This is a genomic window from Thalassotalea euphylliae, assembly GCF_003390375.1.
In the GTDB taxonomy this organism is placed as follows: Bacteria; Pseudomonadota; Gammaproteobacteria; order Enterobacterales; family Alteromonadaceae; genus Thalassotalea_F; species Thalassotalea_F euphylliae_A.
The window spans coordinates 2866661-2884416 of record NZ_QUOT01000001.1 but is presented as its reverse complement, the minus strand read 5'-3'; the positions used below and the strand labels follow the sequence as shown (position 1 = coordinate 2884416).

Annotated in this window: 14 protein-coding genes; 1 reads left to right on the top strand and 13 read right to left on the bottom strand. The window is 44.3% G+C overall.

Features of this window, described 5'->3' with window-relative positions:
• Window positions 1–317: 317 nt before the first annotated feature.
• The 11 genes from DXX94_RS12755 to DXX94_RS12705 all read right to left on the bottom strand — a co-directional run bounded on the left by DXX94_RS12755 (window position 318) and on the right by DXX94_RS12705 (window position 12539).
• Window positions 318–1616, bottom strand: coding sequence for an adenylosuccinate synthase (locus tag DXX94_RS12755; protein ID WP_116016415.1), 1299 nt, complete (start codon window positions 1614–1616; stop codon window positions 318–320).
• Window positions 1617–1795: 179 nt separating this feature from the next.
• Entirely contained in the window at window positions 1796–2359 is a 564-nt protein-coding gene (locus tag DXX94_RS12750) for a prepilin-type N-terminal cleavage/methylation domain-containing protein (RefSeq protein WP_116016413.1), read from the bottom strand.
• Window positions 2360–2529: 170 nt separating this feature from the next.
• On the bottom strand, window positions 2530–3414 hold the full coding sequence (hflC, locus tag DXX94_RS12745) for a protease modulator HflC (RefSeq protein WP_116016411.1): 885 nt from the start codon (window positions 3412–3414) through the stop codon (window positions 2530–2532).
• A gap of 3 nt (window positions 3415–3417) precedes the next feature.
• Complete coding sequence (hflK, locus tag DXX94_RS12740; RefSeq protein WP_116016409.1) at window positions 3418–4575, bottom strand: FtsH protease activity modulator HflK; 1158 nt, start codon at window positions 4573–4575, stop codon at window positions 3418–3420.
• A 67-nt stretch (window positions 4576–4642) separates the two neighbouring features.
• The gene (hflX, locus tag DXX94_RS12735; RefSeq protein ID WP_116016407.1) at window positions 4643–5929 is read right to left on the bottom strand and encodes a ribosome rescue GTPase HflX; all 1287 of its coding nucleotides are present in this window, start codon (window positions 5927–5929) and stop codon (window positions 4643–4645) included.
• Window positions 5930–5968: 39 nt separating this feature from the next.
• On the bottom strand, window positions 5969–6217 hold the full coding sequence (hfq, locus tag DXX94_RS12730) for an RNA chaperone Hfq (protein WP_116016405.1): 249 nt from the start codon (window positions 6215–6217) through the stop codon (window positions 5969–5971).
• A 91-nt stretch (window positions 6218–6308) separates the two neighbouring features.
• Window positions 6309–7244 (bottom strand): tRNA (adenosine(37)-N6)-dimethylallyltransferase MiaA, encoded by a 936-nt coding sequence (gene miaA / locus DXX94_RS12725; RefSeq protein ID WP_116016403.1) that lies wholly within the window; start codon window positions 7242–7244, stop codon window positions 6309–6311.
• A 6-nt stretch (window positions 7245–7250) separates the two neighbouring features.
• The gene (gene mutL / locus DXX94_RS12720) at window positions 7251–9203 is read right to left on the bottom strand and encodes a DNA mismatch repair endonuclease MutL (protein WP_116016401.1); all 1953 of its coding nucleotides are present in this window, start codon (window positions 9201–9203) and stop codon (window positions 7251–7253) included.
• Window positions 9204–9205: 2 nt separating this feature from the next.
• The gene (locus tag DXX94_RS12715) at window positions 9206–10522 is read right to left on the bottom strand and encodes an N-acetylmuramoyl-L-alanine amidase (RefSeq protein WP_116016399.1); all 1317 of its coding nucleotides are present in this window, start codon (window positions 10520–10522) and stop codon (window positions 9206–9208) included.
• Window positions 10523–11014 (bottom strand): tRNA (adenosine(37)-N6)-threonylcarbamoyltransferase complex ATPase subunit type 1 TsaE, encoded by a 492-nt coding sequence (gene tsaE, locus DXX94_RS12710; RefSeq protein WP_116016397.1) that lies wholly within the window; start codon window positions 11012–11014, stop codon window positions 10523–10525.
• Between the two features lie 4 nt (window positions 11015–11018).
• Window positions 11019–12539 (bottom strand): NAD(P)H-hydrate dehydratase, encoded by a 1521-nt coding sequence (locus DXX94_RS12705; protein WP_116016395.1) that lies wholly within the window; start codon window positions 12537–12539, stop codon window positions 11019–11021.
• Between the two features lie 13 nt (window positions 12540–12552).
• On the opposite strand from DXX94_RS12705, the gene queG reads away from it, so the two are divergent.
• Window positions 12553–13761 carry a tRNA epoxyqueuosine(34) reductase QueG gene (gene queG, locus DXX94_RS12700; RefSeq protein WP_374188834.1) on the top strand — a complete coding sequence of 403 codons (1209 nt, stop codon included), beginning with the start codon at window positions 12553–12555 and terminating at the stop codon, window positions 13759–13761.
• Between the two features lie 49 nt (window positions 13762–13810).
• On the opposite strand, the gene DXX94_RS12695 is transcribed toward queG, so the two are convergent.
• On the bottom strand, window positions 13811–14083 hold the full coding sequence (locus DXX94_RS12695) for a DUF1289 domain-containing protein (RefSeq protein ID WP_116016391.1): 273 nt from the start codon (window positions 14081–14083) through the stop codon (window positions 13811–13813).
• Window positions 14084–14093: 10 nt separating this feature from the next.
• Complete coding sequence (locus tag DXX94_RS12690) at window positions 14094–17732, bottom strand: hypothetical protein (RefSeq protein ID WP_147302286.1); 3639 nt, start codon at window positions 17730–17732, stop codon at window positions 14094–14096.
• Window positions 17733–17756 lie beyond the last annotated feature (24 nt).

Sequence of the window (17756 nt, the reverse complement as noted above, 5' to 3'; positions counted from 1 at the left end):
GATGCTACGCCTACTCAAATTTTGACTTAAAATCTCGATAATGCGCTAAATTTGCAAAGAAAACTTCATTTTTTTGTACAAATTTTGACATAGCTTGAATCTATGCACGGTTCAAAGATTACTATACCGTTAATGGCGGGTTGAATGTGACCTTAGCACTGGATAACTGTTGCGTGCGCTTTTTATAGAGAGGTTAAGATTAGGAGTTAAGGCTTTAGCGAAAAACCATTATTCGCAGGTACTATTCACAAGCACAAAAAAACCAGCCATAAGGCTGGTTTTTAAAACTGTTATACAACAAAACTTAAGACAACGAATTACTCGTCGAATGGATTAACCAAAATCATTGTTTCGTTACGATCTGGGCCTGTTGATACGATATCAATTGGTACACCCGTTACTTCTTCTAAACGTTTGATATAAGCAACAGCGTTTGCTGGTAGCTCATCAAAAGAGGTTGCACCTACCGTTGATTCATCCCAACCTGACATAGATTCATACACTGGTGTAATTTGCTCATAACCTTCTGCAGCAGTAGGTGGCACAGTAATCACATCACCATTAGCTGTTTTGTAGCCAGTACAGATTTTTAACTCTTTTAAGCCATCTAGCACGTCAAGCTTAGTCAAACAGAAGCCTGAAATACTGTTAATTTGCACGGCGCGGTGCATAGCTACTGCATCAAACCAACCACAACGACGCTCACGACCTGTAGTAGCACCAAACTCGTGGCCTACGGTACCTAAATGGTTGCCGATCTCATCGTTTAATTCTGTTGGGAATGGACCAGAACCTACACGCGTAGTATAAGCCTTGGTAATACCTAATACATAATCTAGGTAGCGCGGACCAAAACCACAACCAGTCGCAACACCACCAACAGTAGTATTTGAAGACGTTACGTATGGGTACGTACCGTGGTCAATATCAAGTAAGGTACCTTGAGCACCTTCAAACATGATTGACTCACCGTTTTTGCGTGCTTGATCAAGAAGCTCTGCAATGTCAGCAACCATACCTTTAATAACATCAGCAACAGCCATTGCGTCTGCTAGCACATCTTCATAGCTAACTGGCTCAGCTTTGTAGTAGTTCACTAATGCGAAGTTATGGTACTCAACGATTTCTTTTAATTTTGCAGCAAAAGAATCAGCACAGAATAAATCGCCAACACGTAAACCACGACGCGCTACTTTGTCTTCGTATGCAGGGCCAATACCGCGACCTGTTGTACCAATTGCTTTGCTACCACGTGCTTTTTCACGCGCTGCATCAAGTGCATTATGGTAAGGCAGAATTAACGGACATGCGTCAGAGATAAGTAAGCGTTCACGCACTGGTACGCCGCGCTCTTCTAACATGGTGATTTCAGCCATCAGGGCTTTTGGACACAGCACAACACCGTTACCAATCAAACATTTTACATTGTCACGTAAAACGCCAGATGGAATAAGATGAAGAACGGTTTTTTCACCATTGATTACTAGTGTGTGGCCTGCGTTATGGCCGCCTTGATAACGTACTACGTACTTTGCTTTGTCTGTAAGTAAGTCAACAACTTTACCCTTACCCTCGTCACCCCATTGGGTGCCCAGAACTACAACGTTTTTTCCCATGATTACATGTTGGTAAGAAAATTAGGCGGCGATTCTACCAGAGATCAAAATTGAGTCCAAGTTTTATTGGTTAATTTTACAGCATAAAGGGGAATGGTTTGCCGCTCAGTACGCACAATACCTAAGCTAATTTTGCAATTAAGCAGCTCAATCAATTAGTTGAGATAAGCCATGTTAACTCAACATGGGATAGAAGTTTGTGACCCGCAAGCGCTGACCTGACCGTTAATCGAATTGTACAACACCCCGAGCTGAGCTGTGGTTCTTCCTGCCGTATCGCCATTCGCCCGGTAGACGAAAGAGCAAGATGTATTGCCACTATGCCGAAAACTTTGAAAGTCTTCAGAGGTATCAGCATCAGCTCGCGGGCCATCAATTAATAGATAATTCCACAGAGAATGGCATCCGGCATTACCTTGGCCGATATTATCATTGGCATTTCCTTTGTTGATACCAATGGGCCAGCCATTAGTACTCATATCCAAAGTGCCATCACCAAAGTCCGGCATATTTTGAATTCGCCCAGGTTCACCAGATATTTGCCAGCGCAAATGAGCATCGTCCACCGCTTTTTCAAAGTTGGCCGCAAGCGTGCGAATCACCGCTAAATTTGCATCATCCGTTAGATCAATAAGTCGAGGTATTGCCGTTACGGAAATGATGCCAAGAATAACGATAACAACAATAAGCTCAATCAGTGTAAAGCCACTGCTTTCTCTACTGTCCATCATTCTACTACTCATATAAACAAATCCTTTTGCACATAAATCAGGTTAAAGCAATAAGAGATTGCAGTATGCAAGCCCCAATTAAGATGATAGCAAAGCTCTTGATGTAATAAGCGACAAGCAATAAAAAAGGCCACAAAATATGTGGCCTTTTAGGCAAATTAAGTAACTCGCCTAACGCTAAGTTATTTACCTTGTTTACCGTTTTTAAGGTAATTGAAGAAGTCACTGTCAGGTTTAACAACCATGATATCGCTCTTATTGTTAAAGCTGTTTTCGTATGCTTCTAAACTACGGAAGAATGAGTAGAACTCTGCGTCTTTGCTGTATGCATCAGCGTAAACTTTTGCTGCAGTCGCATCGCCATCACCACGAATTTGCTGAGCATTCTTCTGTGCATCAGCCAACATTACCGTGACTTTAGCATCAATTTCAGCGCGAATGATTTCTGACTGCTCTTGGCCTTTCGAACGGTGTTCTTTAGCTACCGCATTACGTTCAGCACGCATACGTTCAAAGATTGAGTTACTTACCTCATTAGGTAAGTTAATCGCTTTTACACGTACGTCAATAACTTCAATACCTAAGTCATCACGGCTACTCTCAGCACTCTCACGCGCTTTCGCCATCAAACCGTCACGGTCACCCGAGACAATTTCTTGAATAGTGCGAGTACCAAACTCAGTACGCAGGCCGTTGTTTACTTTCTGTTTCAATAAGATAGAGGCTTGATCAAAACTACCCGAAGTACGTAAGTAAAATCTTGAAAAGTCAACAATACGCCATTTCACGTATGAATCGACCATCAAATCTTTTTTCTCAGCAGTAACAAAGCGATCTGGCGCTTCATCTAGCGTTTGAATACGTGCATCTAAGCGTTTAACATTTTCAATTAATGGAATTTTGAAGTGTAAACCGGGCTCGTAAATACGCATTTCGCCAGTAGCAGCGTCTCGCTTAATTTTTGAGAATTGGAAAACAATACCACGTTGGCCTTCAGGCACCACGAACACAGACGACACAACCAAAATAAACAGTAGTGCAATTGCTGTCACAATAAAGTTTTTCATTGCTTAGTTTCTCCCACTGTTGAATCGGTCATTGCGACCAGAGTTGCTGGTTGGTGACGAGTTTTTACCCGTATTAGCAGGCACACTGCTTACTGATGACGGAACGATACGTGTTGGTGCAGCTTGCTGGTGCATGATTTTGTCCAGTGGTAGGTACATCATGTTATTACCACCTTCAACATCAACCATTACCTTGCTGGTATTACCGTATACTTTTTCCATACTTGCCAAATACATACGCTGACGAGTTACGTCTGGCGCAGCCTGATATTCAGGTAAAATTTTCTCAAAACGAGCAACGGCACCTTCTGCTTCAAGCACGGTTTGTTCTTTGTACGCAAGTGCCTCTTGTTCCATACGGTTCACACGACCACGCGCTCGTGGTTCGATACTACGAGCATAAGCTTCAGCTTCTTGAATAAAACGTTCTTCGTCGGCTTGAGCCGCAATAGCGTCATCAAATGCTTCTTTGACTTCTTCTGGTGGGCGCGCGTCTTTAAAGTTAACGTCAACCACCAGTAAACCTAAGTTGTATGACTCGATAATACCGTCAAGTTCTTCACGTACTTTCTGACGCACTACTTCACGACCACTGGTTAACACGTCATCCATTTTCGCGTGACCAACAACGTAACGAAGGGCACTGTCAAGCGCGTCACTCAAACTGTTGTCAGCATTAGTTACGCTGAACACGTAATCACGAGGGTTAATGACGCGGTATTGAATTTCCATTTCAACACGCACAACATTTTCATCCTGCGTCAGCATAAAGCCTTCTGCACGAATGTCGCGAGTCGTTTGTACATCCACTGGAATGATGTTTTCAATGAAGGTCCACTTCCAGCTCAAACCTGGCTCAACCACACCAACATATTCACCAAAACGCAGTTTAATGCCACGTTCAGCTTCTTTAATAGTGTAAACACAAGTGAATAGGTAAGCGACTAACGCAATAATTAGCGCTAAGGTTACTGCAATGCCTGAAAAGTTATTACCTGCACCGCCAGCACTAGCTCCACCGCCTGATTTTCCACCAAACAGGCCATTGAATTTATTGCCTAAGTCTTTAAATAAATCGTCTAAATCTGGTGGCCCTTGGTTGTTACCACCTTTGTTTTTCCAGGGATCTTTATCGTTATTCCCCGGCTCATTCCACGCCATGACGCACTCCGCAACAATGTGACTTTGATATTAAAATTATAAAGAAAGCCAATAATATATCAGCCTGTTAACTTTCGATAAAGCGTTCCACGCTTGCTTTGTCTTGTTTAATCAACCGATTCCACTCTCGCACTGGCAATTTTATATCGACTAAGCAATTACCCTGCTCGTCATAATCTTCATGTGAAATACAATTAAGTTGGTACAAGGCACCGAGCAACTTGCCTGCAGTAGGGGGGATTTTGAGACTGTGTTTGACTACTTGGCGTCCCATGCGCTCTGCCAATGCTTCAAATAACAAGTCAACGCCGATATTTGCTTGCGCTGACAACCACACCCTAATTGGCTGACCGTTTTCATCTCTGTCGATACGAGGCTGACAGTCAGTTAGTTTATCTATTTTGTTACAAATTAATAACTGTGGAACATCACCCGCTTCAATTTCATCCAGCACACTTTGCACTTCATGGATGTTCTCAGAGCGCCTTTCATCAGCTATATCGATAACATGCAGTAAAAGTTCAGCTTCTCTGGTTTCGGTTAATGTTGCTTTAAAGGCAGCGACTAAGTCATGAGGTAAATGGCGAATAAAACCAACTGTATCCGCCAAAATAGCACGCCCAACATCTTCGATGTCAATTTTTCGAAGTGTTGGATCAAGGGTGGCAAATAATTGATCAGCAGCGTATACGTTAGCTTGAGTGATCAAATTGAACAGAGTGGACTTGCCAGCATTGGTATAGCCAACCAATGATAGTGTTGGAATTTCAGCTCTAACCCTTGAGCGACGGCCTTGCTGGCGTTGTTTTTCAACTTTTTCAAGGCGCTTGCCAATATTGTTCATGCGCTCACGTAATAAACGTCTATCCGTTTCAAGCTGGGTTTCACCAGGACCACGTAAACCAATACCACCTTTTTGGCGCTCTAAGTGAGTCCAACCACGAATCAAGCGGGTGCTGATATGTCTTAGTTGAGCAAGCTCAACTTGTAACTTACCCTCATGGGTTCGGGCTCTTTGCGCAAAAATATCAAGAATAAGCGTTGTCCGGTCAATAACGCGACACTGACATAAAGCTTCAATATTTTTTTCTTGGGAAGGTGAAAGTGCATGGTTAAACAGCACTACGTTAGCTTGATAAAGGTTTACTGCATCAGCAATTTCTTCTGCTTTACCGCTACCAACAAAATATTTCGGGTGAGGCGAATTACGCTTACCAGTAACCACTGATAGCGCATTAACGCCAGCAGATGAGACTAACATTTTGAATTCTTGTAGGTCTTCTCTGCTGCTTTCGTCGGGAAAGTCTACATGAACAAGTATTGCCTGCTCACCTGCTTGATAGCGATCAAACAAATGAGCAACTCCATACAATACCGAATGCAATCATGGAAATTAACTGTCCTGATTAAATTCAGGCTGCCCTTGAGGTGCTGTATTTACTGCGCGAGCAGGAACTACGGTGGAAATAGCGTGTTTGTATACCATTTGACTCACGGTATTTTTAAGTAAGATAACAAATTGGTCAAACGACTCAACTTGCCCTTGTAATTTAATACCGTTAACTAAGTAAATTGCTACAGGAATGCGATCACGACGAAGCGCATTTAAAAATGGGTCTTGTAAAGATTGCCCCTTTGCCATTCTTTGGCCCCTTTTGTTATTGTTAGATAAATTAAGCTAAAAAGTTTTTATTAATCAAATAGTCAGTAATAAGCTTAGTATAATACAAAGATTAAAGTTTGCTCACTGCCGACAATACTTGTTGTAGGTTAGTACTATCTTCCATGTCTAACCGGTGTAAATTTGGCCAACTCCTTAACCAAGTTAGCTGTCTTTTTGCCAGCTGTCTAGTGGCACAGACGCCACGGAACACCATTTCTTCGAAATCGCATTCACCATTAAGATGTTGCCACATTTGACGATACCCTACACATCGAATTGATGGTAAGTCTTCGTGCAAATCTCCCCGAGATTTAAGCTTAACCACTTCTTGCTTGAAATCTTGTTCAATCATTTGATTGAAACGTAGTTCAATACGCTGATGCAAGGTTGCGCGATCTGCAGGCGCTATCGCAAATTGTAAAACATCTCCTTGTAGGGTATCACCTTTTATTGCCGTTAATTGTGTCAAAGTGTTTCCCGTCAAACGGAATACTTCTAATGCACGCGTTAATCGCTGCGGGTCATTGGGATGAATACGCTCAGCCGAAACAGGATCGACTTGCTTAAGCTCATCATGCAAATATTCCCAACCGTGAATTTGCGCTTGCTGATTAATTTCGGCGCGCACTGCTGGCGATGCCTCTGGCAATGGCGATATGCCATCAATCAGACTTTTAAAGTACATCATAGTTCCACCAACAAGCAGTGGAATTTTACCCTGAGCACGAATATCAGCGATTTCACGTAGTGCATCACGACAAAAATCTGCGGCAGAGTAGCTTTCACTGGGATCGATAATATCAATCAAGCGATGCGGATACTGTGCTTGTTCTTCCGACGTTGGTTTAGCCGTGCCAATATCCATTCCTTGATAAACTAGCGCCGAGTCAACACTAATGATCTCGCACGGTAAGGCATCATAAAGCGCCATTGCAAGTGCCGTTTTGCCCGAAGCCGTAGGCCCCATTAAACAAATAACGGGAGGTTGTTTATCAAGGTTGGTCATATCTTTCTAGTGTAGTTGAGATATCGCAGAAGTAAGGTCAACCGCGACGGATTTCAAGTCACACACTTGATTTAATTGCTCACCTAGCACGGTTTCTGCTTGCAACCATAATTGCTTGGCACTGGCTGTATCAAAGTTTTTCGGCGTCATCAAAGCGGCAAATTGTTGTCTAAATGCATTGCTAAGCTCTGCGTCTGAAGGGTCGCTACTACTTGTGTAATCAAGCATTTGCTCAATTAGTGTTTGCATGCAACAGGCAACATCGTGTTCGCGCAGCATTGCCGGAAATTGTCGAATTTGCACCTTTTTACCCGCCTGAATTTGCACGCTAATACCCGCTTGTTCAATTAATGCCATATGGCTGTTCAGCCAACTAACCGCTTGCTCACTCAAGCTCATTACAATTGGCAACAGCAATGGTTGGCTGGTTAGCCCTTGCTGCCAACGTTGCTCGACCAACACTTGGTTAACGGCCATTGCGACATCAGCAAGCTTAACCACAGCCAACGCTTGTTGGTTACGATTTATCAAGGCGACTTGCTCATCAACTAGATGCAACAATTGTGGATGCTCTATTACAGACTGAGCGTCCGATGCGCTTTTAGCGGCTTTGCTTTCTACGGCTTGATTTTCAATGGCTGCGCTTTCGACAGTTTTAGGCGTCATCAATGCTTGATAACTCTGCGCAGCTTGGCGAATATCTGCGCTATTGGATGAATGAGAGGCTTGATAGCCTGATGAACTCGTGTACGAGCTTCCTGATAACTGAGGAGAGGAGTGGGCTGGCTGATAGCCCACCGGCGAAGCTTCGCCAACGTGCTCTGCCCGTCTTAGCGGCGCAACATAGTCTCGCGACTCATCATTGGCATTTGCGCCCTGCTCAGGTGCTAGTGGAGCAAAGCCTTGTGCCGCATCTTCCTGAATACAGGTAGCATCTCCAACTAGTGACGCTTGCTGCGAGAGCGCTTGTTGCAAAGCTTGCTGGCAAACGGTGTAAATAAAATCATGGACATAGCGTCCTTGATGGAAGCGCACTTCGTGTTTGGCAGGGTGAACATTCACGTCCACCTCTTTGTGATCTAAATTTAAGAACAGTACAAATGCTGGATAGCTATCGTTAGGGATCCAATCAGAAAATGCTTGGCGAATACCATGATTAATCAGCTTATCGCGCATCATACGCCCGTTGACATAGCTATAACACAAGTCATTTTGACTTCGATGTTGCTCAGGATGCGCTAGCCAGCCCCACAAGTGCAATCCATCATGCTGGCAATCAACAGTAACCGCTTGTTCAATAAACTTTTGCCCACAAATCATCCCAACACGTTTGGCATACTGCGCCGAGTTTTTTATTGCGCGGTATTGGCGAATTATTTTGCCATTGTGGGTTAGCGAGAAGCTGACATCGAAACGCGCCAACGCGATTCTGCGCAACACTTCATCAATGTGAGTAAACTCGGTTTTTTCGGTCCGCAAAAACTTACGGCGTGCAGGGGTGTTAAAGAATAGATCATTCACTTCAATGGTGGTGCCATTAGGGTGCGCGGCGGGTTGCACCGTCACTGCCATATCTCGGCCAGTTGCGAAAGCTTGCCACGCATTTTCCTGCTCTGCTGGTTTTGAAGTTAAGGTTAAGCGCGCAACTGAGCTAATACTCGCCAGCGCTTCACCGCGAAAGCCTAGGCTGGCGATTGCTTCCAAGTCATCAAGATCTTTAATTTTACTGGTTGCATGACGGCTTAAAGCTAACGTCAGCTCGTCTTTCGCAATACCCTTGCCATTGTCAGCAATGCGAATCAGCTTAGCCCCGCCTTTTTCGATGTCGATGGCTATTTTGGTCGCGCCAGCATCCAAGCTATTTTCTATTAACTCTTTCACTACTGATGCCGGACGCTCAACCACTTCACCCGCGGCAATTTGGTTTGCCAAGCGGGCTGGTAAAATCTCAATCGCCATTGTTAAGCTCGAGGAATTTTTAGGGTTTGCCCAATACGTACTGTATTGCTGCTAAGATTATTTGCTGATTTTAGCTGACCAACAGAGACCTTATAACGCTGCGCAAGTACCGACAGCGATTCGCCCTTGGCAACACGGTGCTTTTTATAGCCTGTTGACGCGTATAATGTGCCAGCTGGGGGTGCATCCATAAAGTAATTATGGACTGCTGTTAAAATGGCTTTTGCCAATTTTTGCTGGTGTTTGTCACTATTTAAATTGCGCTCTTCCGAAGGGTTAGAGATAAAGCCCGTTTCAATTAGCACCGATGGAATATCAGAAGACTTTAAGACGGCAAGGCTCAAGCCTTCAGGACGCTTCTTATGCATTCTGGTCACTTTCTTCAGCTCTTTAACCGCTTGTTCAGCAAAGTCATAGCTGCTTGCCATGGTGTGCTCTTTTTTCATATCAGCAAGCGTGAGCGCTAAGTTTTTGTCTTTGGTTTTTCTAATGGTATCGCCTGCACCGCCAAGCAGCTCAGACTCTTTCTGGCGATTAGCAATCCACTTGGCAAATTCAGAGTTTGCGCGACGCGGATCTTGCACCAGCACAGATGCGCCTCTTGGCTGTGGTGAAGTAAAGGCGTCAGCGTGAATAGAAATAAGTAAATCAGCTTTGTATTTGCGGGCTAGCTGAGTTTTACGATTATGGTTAATGTAGTAGTCGCCAGTTCGAATAAGCTTAGCGCTCAAGCCTTTTTTACTGTTAATCAGTTTGGCTAACTTTTTTGAGATGTTAAGCGTAACGTGTTTTTCATACGTTCCCCGCGGGCCAATTGAGCCGGGATCTTCGCCACCATGGCCAGCAACAATGGCAATGACAATGTCGCGTTTCTTCTTGCTTTCAACACGAACCGTGCGCTTTTCTAGTGATTTTTTATCGTATAAATCAACGACAAGGCGGTTTCCGTATTGGCCAGCTGGGGCTAATGGAAAAATCGTAGTTTGATAGCTCTGCGCTAATTCCATGACGACGCGAGTGGCGCCTTTATGCTTGGCTTTACTCGTACGTATTTTTAAAATGCGCTTGTCATTTTTGGCCAGCTTGCTTAACTCAACGGCATTCGCACTATTTTTAAAGTCGATAACTAAACGGTTAGGACTCGATAAACTGAAATAGCTGTAATCTGGTTTTTTTGATAAATCAAAAACGACACGGGTATTTTCCGGTGCAGGCCACACCCGAACACCATTAATTTTGTTACTGGCTAGAACGTTTAAGCTCACTAACCAAAGGGTTAGCAGTAATGCATACATCCAGCTAGAGCGCTGCCCAATCATCTATTCGTCAGTACCTTGTAAATGAGCTGCTAAGGTGGCGAGTACTTGATTACCCAACTCAGATTGACTAGTTAGGCTAACAGTACGTTGTTCCTCTTGATAAGCTAAATCAATAATAAGATCTGGCCCTGCCAGCAGCCCTTGGCCTTTTTCTGGCCACTCAATAAAACTACAACTATTGTCGCTAAAGTAATCTCTTATCCCCATAAACTCAAGTTCTTCAGGGTCAGCTAATCGATAAAGATCAAAGTGATAGACTTGCCAAGGTGATAATTCATAGGGTTCAACTAAGGTGTAAGTCGGGCTTTTAACATTCCCTTGGTGGCCCATACCACGCACAAAACCTCTGGTTAACGTTGTTTTACCTGCCCCCAAGTCACCGTTTAAATAAACGGTAATACCTTTTTGGATATCGCGTTTAACGACTTCTGCTAATGCTGTACCTAAGCCTACCGTTGCCGCTTCATCAGCAAGGAAATATTGTTTTTTCATAGAGTTAATATTGGTTTACTAATTGTCTGATCGGCTCAAATAAGTCGCTGGCTAGCAAGCCGCGCATACCGATGTTTTGAGTAACGAGTTCTGCAGCTTGACCGTGAATGCTAACCGCAAGCCTTGTTGCGTCCATCATCGAGCCTGTTTGTAATATCAATGCCGCTATTATGCCTGATAATACATCGCCCATGCCACCCGATGCCATACCCGCATTACCCGTGGTGTTTACAATCACTTTCTGGCCATCGCCAATTAAACTACCCGCGCCTTTCAACACGCAAATACCACCATATTTTTGCGCTATGGCCGTTACCGCACCAAAGCGATCTGCTTCAATCGTCGCAATATCGCAGTCGAGTAAAAAGGCCGCTTCGCCTGGGTGAGGCGTTAGCACCCAATTATTGCTGAAGGCGCGCAGTGATTTCATCGCGAACAAAGCATCAGCATCGACAACCATTGGCTTGTCGGCTTTGAGAGCGGCCTGCATCAGCTGATTTGCCCAAGCATCACGACCTAAACCAGGACCTATCAAAATAACTTTCGCTTTCTCAACAAAAGAAGAGGAGATCAGGCGCTCAGGCTCACTCGGTGCGAGCATTAGCTCCGGTCGCCCCTGAACCACAATCGCTTGGTTTTCTTGATGACAAGCCACGGCTACCAGAGAGGCACCCGTTCTAAGTGATGATTCGGCGGCCATGCGTATGGCACCAGGCATTCCTAAGTTTCCGCCCATTGCCAACACCAAACCAATACTGCCTTTGTGAATGGTTGGTCGTCTTGGTGTAATAGCTGGCAGCCCAGATGTTCCTTGAGCAAATGCCTGCGCAGCAATGGTTTGCACAAACTCAGTTTGCACGTCCAAGGTTGCGAGCCATAAATCACCAATATAATTCGCGGCTTTCCCCGTCAGTAACCCTTGCTTTAAGACAATAAAGGTCACCGTATAATCGGCCGCGACAGCCACATTTTCGACATGCCCTGTAGTCGCGCAAAGGCCTGATGGAATATCGAGACTAATAATTTGGCTGTAGTGCTCATTGATCGTGGTCAGCAGTTGCTGCCATGCGCGAGTAAGTTTCCCCTTTAGCCCAATGCCAAAAATGGCATCGACTAGCCAATCTCCTTCGAACGCTGCGATCATCTTGTTCGCTTTCGCCAAATCGGGTTCAAATCTAAGGTTAACACTGTCTGGATCTAGCATTGCCAAGGCTTTAGCGGCATCTCCGGTGATCTTCTCTTCGTCAGCAAGGACTAATAAAGACACCATAAAACCTGCCGCCGCACAATGACGGGCAAGCACATAGCCATCACCACCATTGTTGCCTTTGCCCGCAACAATCAGCACTGAGCTTGCTTGTTCAGCCTGTTGGCTTAGCAGCTCAAAAGCTGCTCGCCCTGCCGACTTCATCAATTCAAAGAGCGGAATACCCTTAGCGTCAGCTGCCGCTGCTTCATTCGAGAGTACTTGATTCGCACTGTACACTGGCTGTGGTAAACTAGCCGTCAATTTTATTACTTCCATTTTTTACTCGCCATTGATGACTGCCGCTATCAACTATCAAGATCTTGCAGAAAAAATCAAGCTTTGGGGAGAATCATTAGGTTTTGCACAAATAGGCATTGCCGATATTGATCTCAAATCCCATGAGCCACACTTGCAGGCTTGGCTAGACAATCAATACCATGGTTCGATGGATTACATGGCACGTCATGGCATGATGCGCGCCCGCCCGCAAGAGCTTGAGCCGGGAACAGTTCGAGTCATTAGTGCCCGTTTAAACTACCTGCCGCCAAATGCAAAATTTGCACGTACGCTTAAAAACAAAAAACTTGGTTATGTAAGTCGATATGCATTAGGGCGTGATTACCACAAGTTAATGCGCAAGCGTTTGCAGCAGCTAGGTAAAAAAATTCAAGCCTATTGCAGTGAATTCAACTTTCGCCCATTCGTTGATTCTGCGCCAGTGTTAGAACGGCCGCTAGCTGAAAAGGCAGGACTTGGCTGGGTTGGCAAACACAGCTTGTTAATCAACCAACAAGCTGGCTCTTGGTTTTTCTTAGGTGAGCTACTAGTGAATTTGCCATTGCCTGTCGACAGTACTACCCAAAATCAATGTGGCAGTTGTGTCGCTTGCATAAAAATATGCCCAACAAACGCGATAGTCGCCCCATATGTTGTCGATGCCAAGCGCTGTATTTCGTACTTAACCATTGAAAACCAAGGCGCTATTCCGCTCGAATTCCGCAAAGCCTTAGGAAATCGTATATATGGCTGCGACGACTGCCAATTAATTTGTCCATGGAATAAATTCGGCTCGATTACGCAGGAGGCCGATTTTCATCCTCGCCAGCAACTCGATGCCAGTGAATTAGTAAGCCTATTCACTTGGCAAGAGAACGAATTTTTAGCGCGCACGGAAGGTAGCCCAATCAGGCGGATAGGTTACCAAAGTTGGTTGCGCAATATAGCGGTAGCACTTGGAAATGCACCTTATGAGGAACAAATCGTTGAAGTACTTGCGGCGAAAAAGCAGCAAGCCGATTTGACTAGTGATACTGCACTATCGGTTATGGTTATTGAACATATTGACTGGGCACTTGCTGAGCAGCTAAGTAAGGCGAAAGCAATTGCTGTTGAACTAGTGACTATTAATTCAAGCATCACTAAGCGTGACAAAAAAACTCAACGCTTAAATCAACGCTTAATTCGCTCTATCGAAAAAGGCTTGCCCAGAGACGCATAACAAACAGGGGCAAGTACGTATTACAAAGGCTTAGCGTTGGTTAACCAGGCTAAGCAGGATCGGCGCTATGCGAATCACTTATATCGCGCGTCGCTAATTGCGCCATAATCGCCTGGCGTTGCGCGTCGCTATACGAACGCCAACTGACGATTTCATCAAGTTGGCGCTTACACCCCAAGCAATAATCGACCTGATTCAAACAACAATTGCGCACACAGGGGCTAGCTATTTCGCCATTGTTCACGTTAGGTACCTCGCCAACTTTATCAATAGTTTCGTCGCCGGCTTTTTCACTGATTTTGTTCGTAGGCTTGGTAAGCATAGACAACTTACTATATCGCCTCTGCATTTTGTTTTATCAGCAAGATCTCTTGCTTCATTTGTTCGAGCAAGCGCTTGGTATTAACACTGATAATGCCACTTGCAGAAGCAATCGCGTTATTTTTTAACGTATGTTCGAATTGCAAGGATAACTGGCTTAGCCCTTGAGCGGACATTATGTTGGCAATCACACCAACCTCTTTCAACGTCCCCAATATCGCTTGCTCATCGGCATATTTCAATTGCTCAGTCAGCATACGAGCGTGGCCTATGAGTTCATTAACATAATCATCCAACATAAAGGCTGCAAGCTCAGCCGAACCTTGATTTTTAGCATAGACATCAATATCAAAAGCAGCAGGTAATAGGTCATTAAATTGGCTAGTAGAAGCTAATGCTGAAAAGGATAGCTGTTGACTTGCTCCTACTTTGCGCGACACCAACCAAGGTGACAGCCTTTGTATCCATGCTTTCAGTTCAAATACCGCAGGCACCGTATTAACTTGCCAAGCGCTGACATGCTGTGGCGCTTCACCTTCGTTTTGATGAGTGCCTTTTGGCATGTTCGTTTCATCCTGATCGCTTAGTTCACCTTTAATACTAAAAATACCGCGGCTAATACCTTTGCCGGCGAGCAATTCAATAACTGGCGAAGCACTAAATTCATTGATAAGCACTAAAAATCGCCCTAAACGCCATTGATTAAGCATTGAAGTTTCATCAACTACCACAGTAACTTGAAAACCAAGCCAATGAAGTAGGCTTAGCAATGCATGATGCTGATCAACTTGCTTAACTGCCAAGAGTAATTCAACACTGGTGTGTATAAATTGGTGCTGGCTTAATGTGGTTGATGTGACAAGCTGATTGCTGCTTTGTTTTTGCTTAAGACCTTTGCTGATAGCATGAACAAGCGAATCTCTCGTCAACCAAGCATCCGCTAGAGAAAACAAACCGATTTTAGCTAAATCGTCTTGCTGTTTGTGAATCATGGTTAATGTCGGACGTCTTTTGTCAGGCAATAGGGCAAGAGAGTTTTGAATTACGTGATGATGCACTGCAAAATCGCCACCAACAACTACCGCATCAATCGCTTTTTGCTTAATTGCAGACTCACTACACTGCGCTTTAAGCGTATCAATATTATCAACCAAACGACACTCAGCTTTAGCTGATGTTAAGTACTGAGTAATACGTTCCCCTTGAGCAAAGCTTGAAGTTAATACCAGTACTTGAGTATGAGAAAGACTGGTATCAACTTGGTGTTTAGTTGCATTTTCGATGATGGCAACAGGAAAGCTTAACACCAATTCCAACGCAGGCTTGTCGGCCTTAGTCGTATTACTGCTGCTCTTAGTATGGTCTGGAGTTGCACTCTGCATTTGGCCTTGATTAATCGCCACTAACCGCCCGTGCAGAGCACGCAAAAGCTTCTGACAATACGCAGTGTCATGGCTGTTTTGGCTATCAAGGTCCTCCATTAATTCAGCAATAGGTGATTGATCAAAATTGGCGTGTTCAGTGCTATTACCAGCAAAGTCGAGTAGTGAAAAACTCAATTGCCAGGTTTGTTGGCCTTTCGCTTGATCTGCAACGCTCAACGTAATCAATAACTCTTGCTTATGAAGACCAGCCAACATTAAGTGGCAAAAACCTTCGATTAGGCGGCTGTAAAGACCAGTATCAAGGTGAACCTTGTGCCAAACATTCGCCGATTGACAAATCACCACGGTATTTTTACGTGCAGCATTTTCGCGCGCTAAATTGCCATTAATTGCTGCATTTAGCTGAGAAATGTTGATATCTTGAGGCACCCTTACCCGTTGCTCGGTGGCTAACTGTGCCATGATTTGCAATTCGTTTAGCCGCTTCAAAGCACGGTTTATGGCTTTATCGTATGATGGCAGATGCGGCAACTGGTGTGACGTTTGGTGCGGTGGCAGGTGTGATGATAGAGGATGACCGTGAGTTTCACTCAGCATACTATTTTGTGATTGTAGTAGCCCTTGAATAAGCATTTTGCTTAATACCTGATAATCGCTGTGTGAGCCTTGAAGCGTCGAACTTCGCTGTTGTTCCAGTGATTCGTTTTGCACACTTATTTGAGCTTTAAGCTGGTTTATTTCACGATAGACTAGCGAGCAATCGGTGCACGTGCCTGACCACTTGCCGTTTTCTTTACATATAGCGACATCAACAAAAAGCTCTTCGCCAAAGGTCAGCAATACGTTTTCAATAGAATTTAACTGGTTTTGCTCGTTTGCTTCTTGCGATTCAATCTTTCTTACTGACGAGGCAAGTGCATGAAAATTTTGCTGACCAACTAAACGGCGCAAAGCAAACTTAGATAACGAGCGTTCAGGAATAATTTCTGAAGCAAACAGCGCTGCACTATCTATGTGCTCTGATAACGAGATAAGCCCACTTTCAAAAGACCATTGCCAAGTCGCAGTGCATTGCGCTAGTTGTCGCCATTGCTTTTGCTGCGCAGTTGTCAGGCTTTCAACAAATTGTGCAGAATAGGTGTTATTCAGCCTTGCGGTAATGGCTTTTGCCACTTCCTGCTGCCGCTCTGTTACCGCATTGTGCTTGCTTTCTTCTATCGCTCTTTGTAAATAGGTACCGTCGTTGTCAGCAAGCACTGTCGTGGTAAAACTCACCAGTTGATCTAACCTAGCGTGGTGACGACGATGGAGGCGATAAAGCAACAAAGAAGCAATGACGAAAAATAACAATGCAGCTGCCATCAGCCATACAGCCAACTCTGGCTTTAACGGTATTGAAACCGAATACCCTGCCACAGCAGCAGTCACACTATTGCTGGCGTTAATGTTTTTCATCGTCAATGCTGCTTGTTTGCTTAGCTGCGCTTGGTATCGATTAAGCTCAACTATTGCAGCATCTATTTGCTGTTGGAATAGTGAATAAAGCCGCTGTTGGCCCTGCCATTTGCCGAACAACGCATGCTCTGTAGTGAATATGCCGACCACCAATTTCACGGCATTCGTTAACAATTCATCTGAGCTACTCGTTTGATTCTCTGTTTGCAGGAAAAGCCATTGGGATAGCTGTTCAACTTGCGCCTTAATTGAGCTCTGGGTCGCAGGAAAAGGTTGCTCGACAGTATCTTGCAACGATGCTTTTAATAGCAACAAAGCAGAATTAAGTGCCATGTTGGGTTGCGGTGTTTGGCTCGCAAGCATGGTCAAGGCAACGTCTGTTCGTTCAATTGCCAATTGAGTGAGTTTAATATTGCGCTTGGCACTATCACTTAATCGAATTAGCGTCGCTTTTTCATAATTAACTAATGCGCTCAGTTTTGGAAATTTTTGACCACTTTTTACCAGCGACTTCATTGCTGGCTCTGCAACAGTCAACCACGTTTGATGCTGCTCTACAATTTGGGGAGATGGGCTGTGGCGATTTAGCGAATTGAAAGCAACTAACAGTTGGTTTGAAATGATTAATTGATCGTTTGTTTGATATACGTTGGGTAAATGCTGATCACGCAGTTGGTCTGAGCTGTGTTGAACAATAGCAAACCAAGCTGAGATTAGCCCTATGCTTAACAGCAAAAAAAATAGCGCGATTAGCCAAAGTGAATTGAGTTTTTTAGCAGTAATTGGCTTCTTATACGCTATTTCAGTCATGTTAATTAACCCAATCATCCCTTA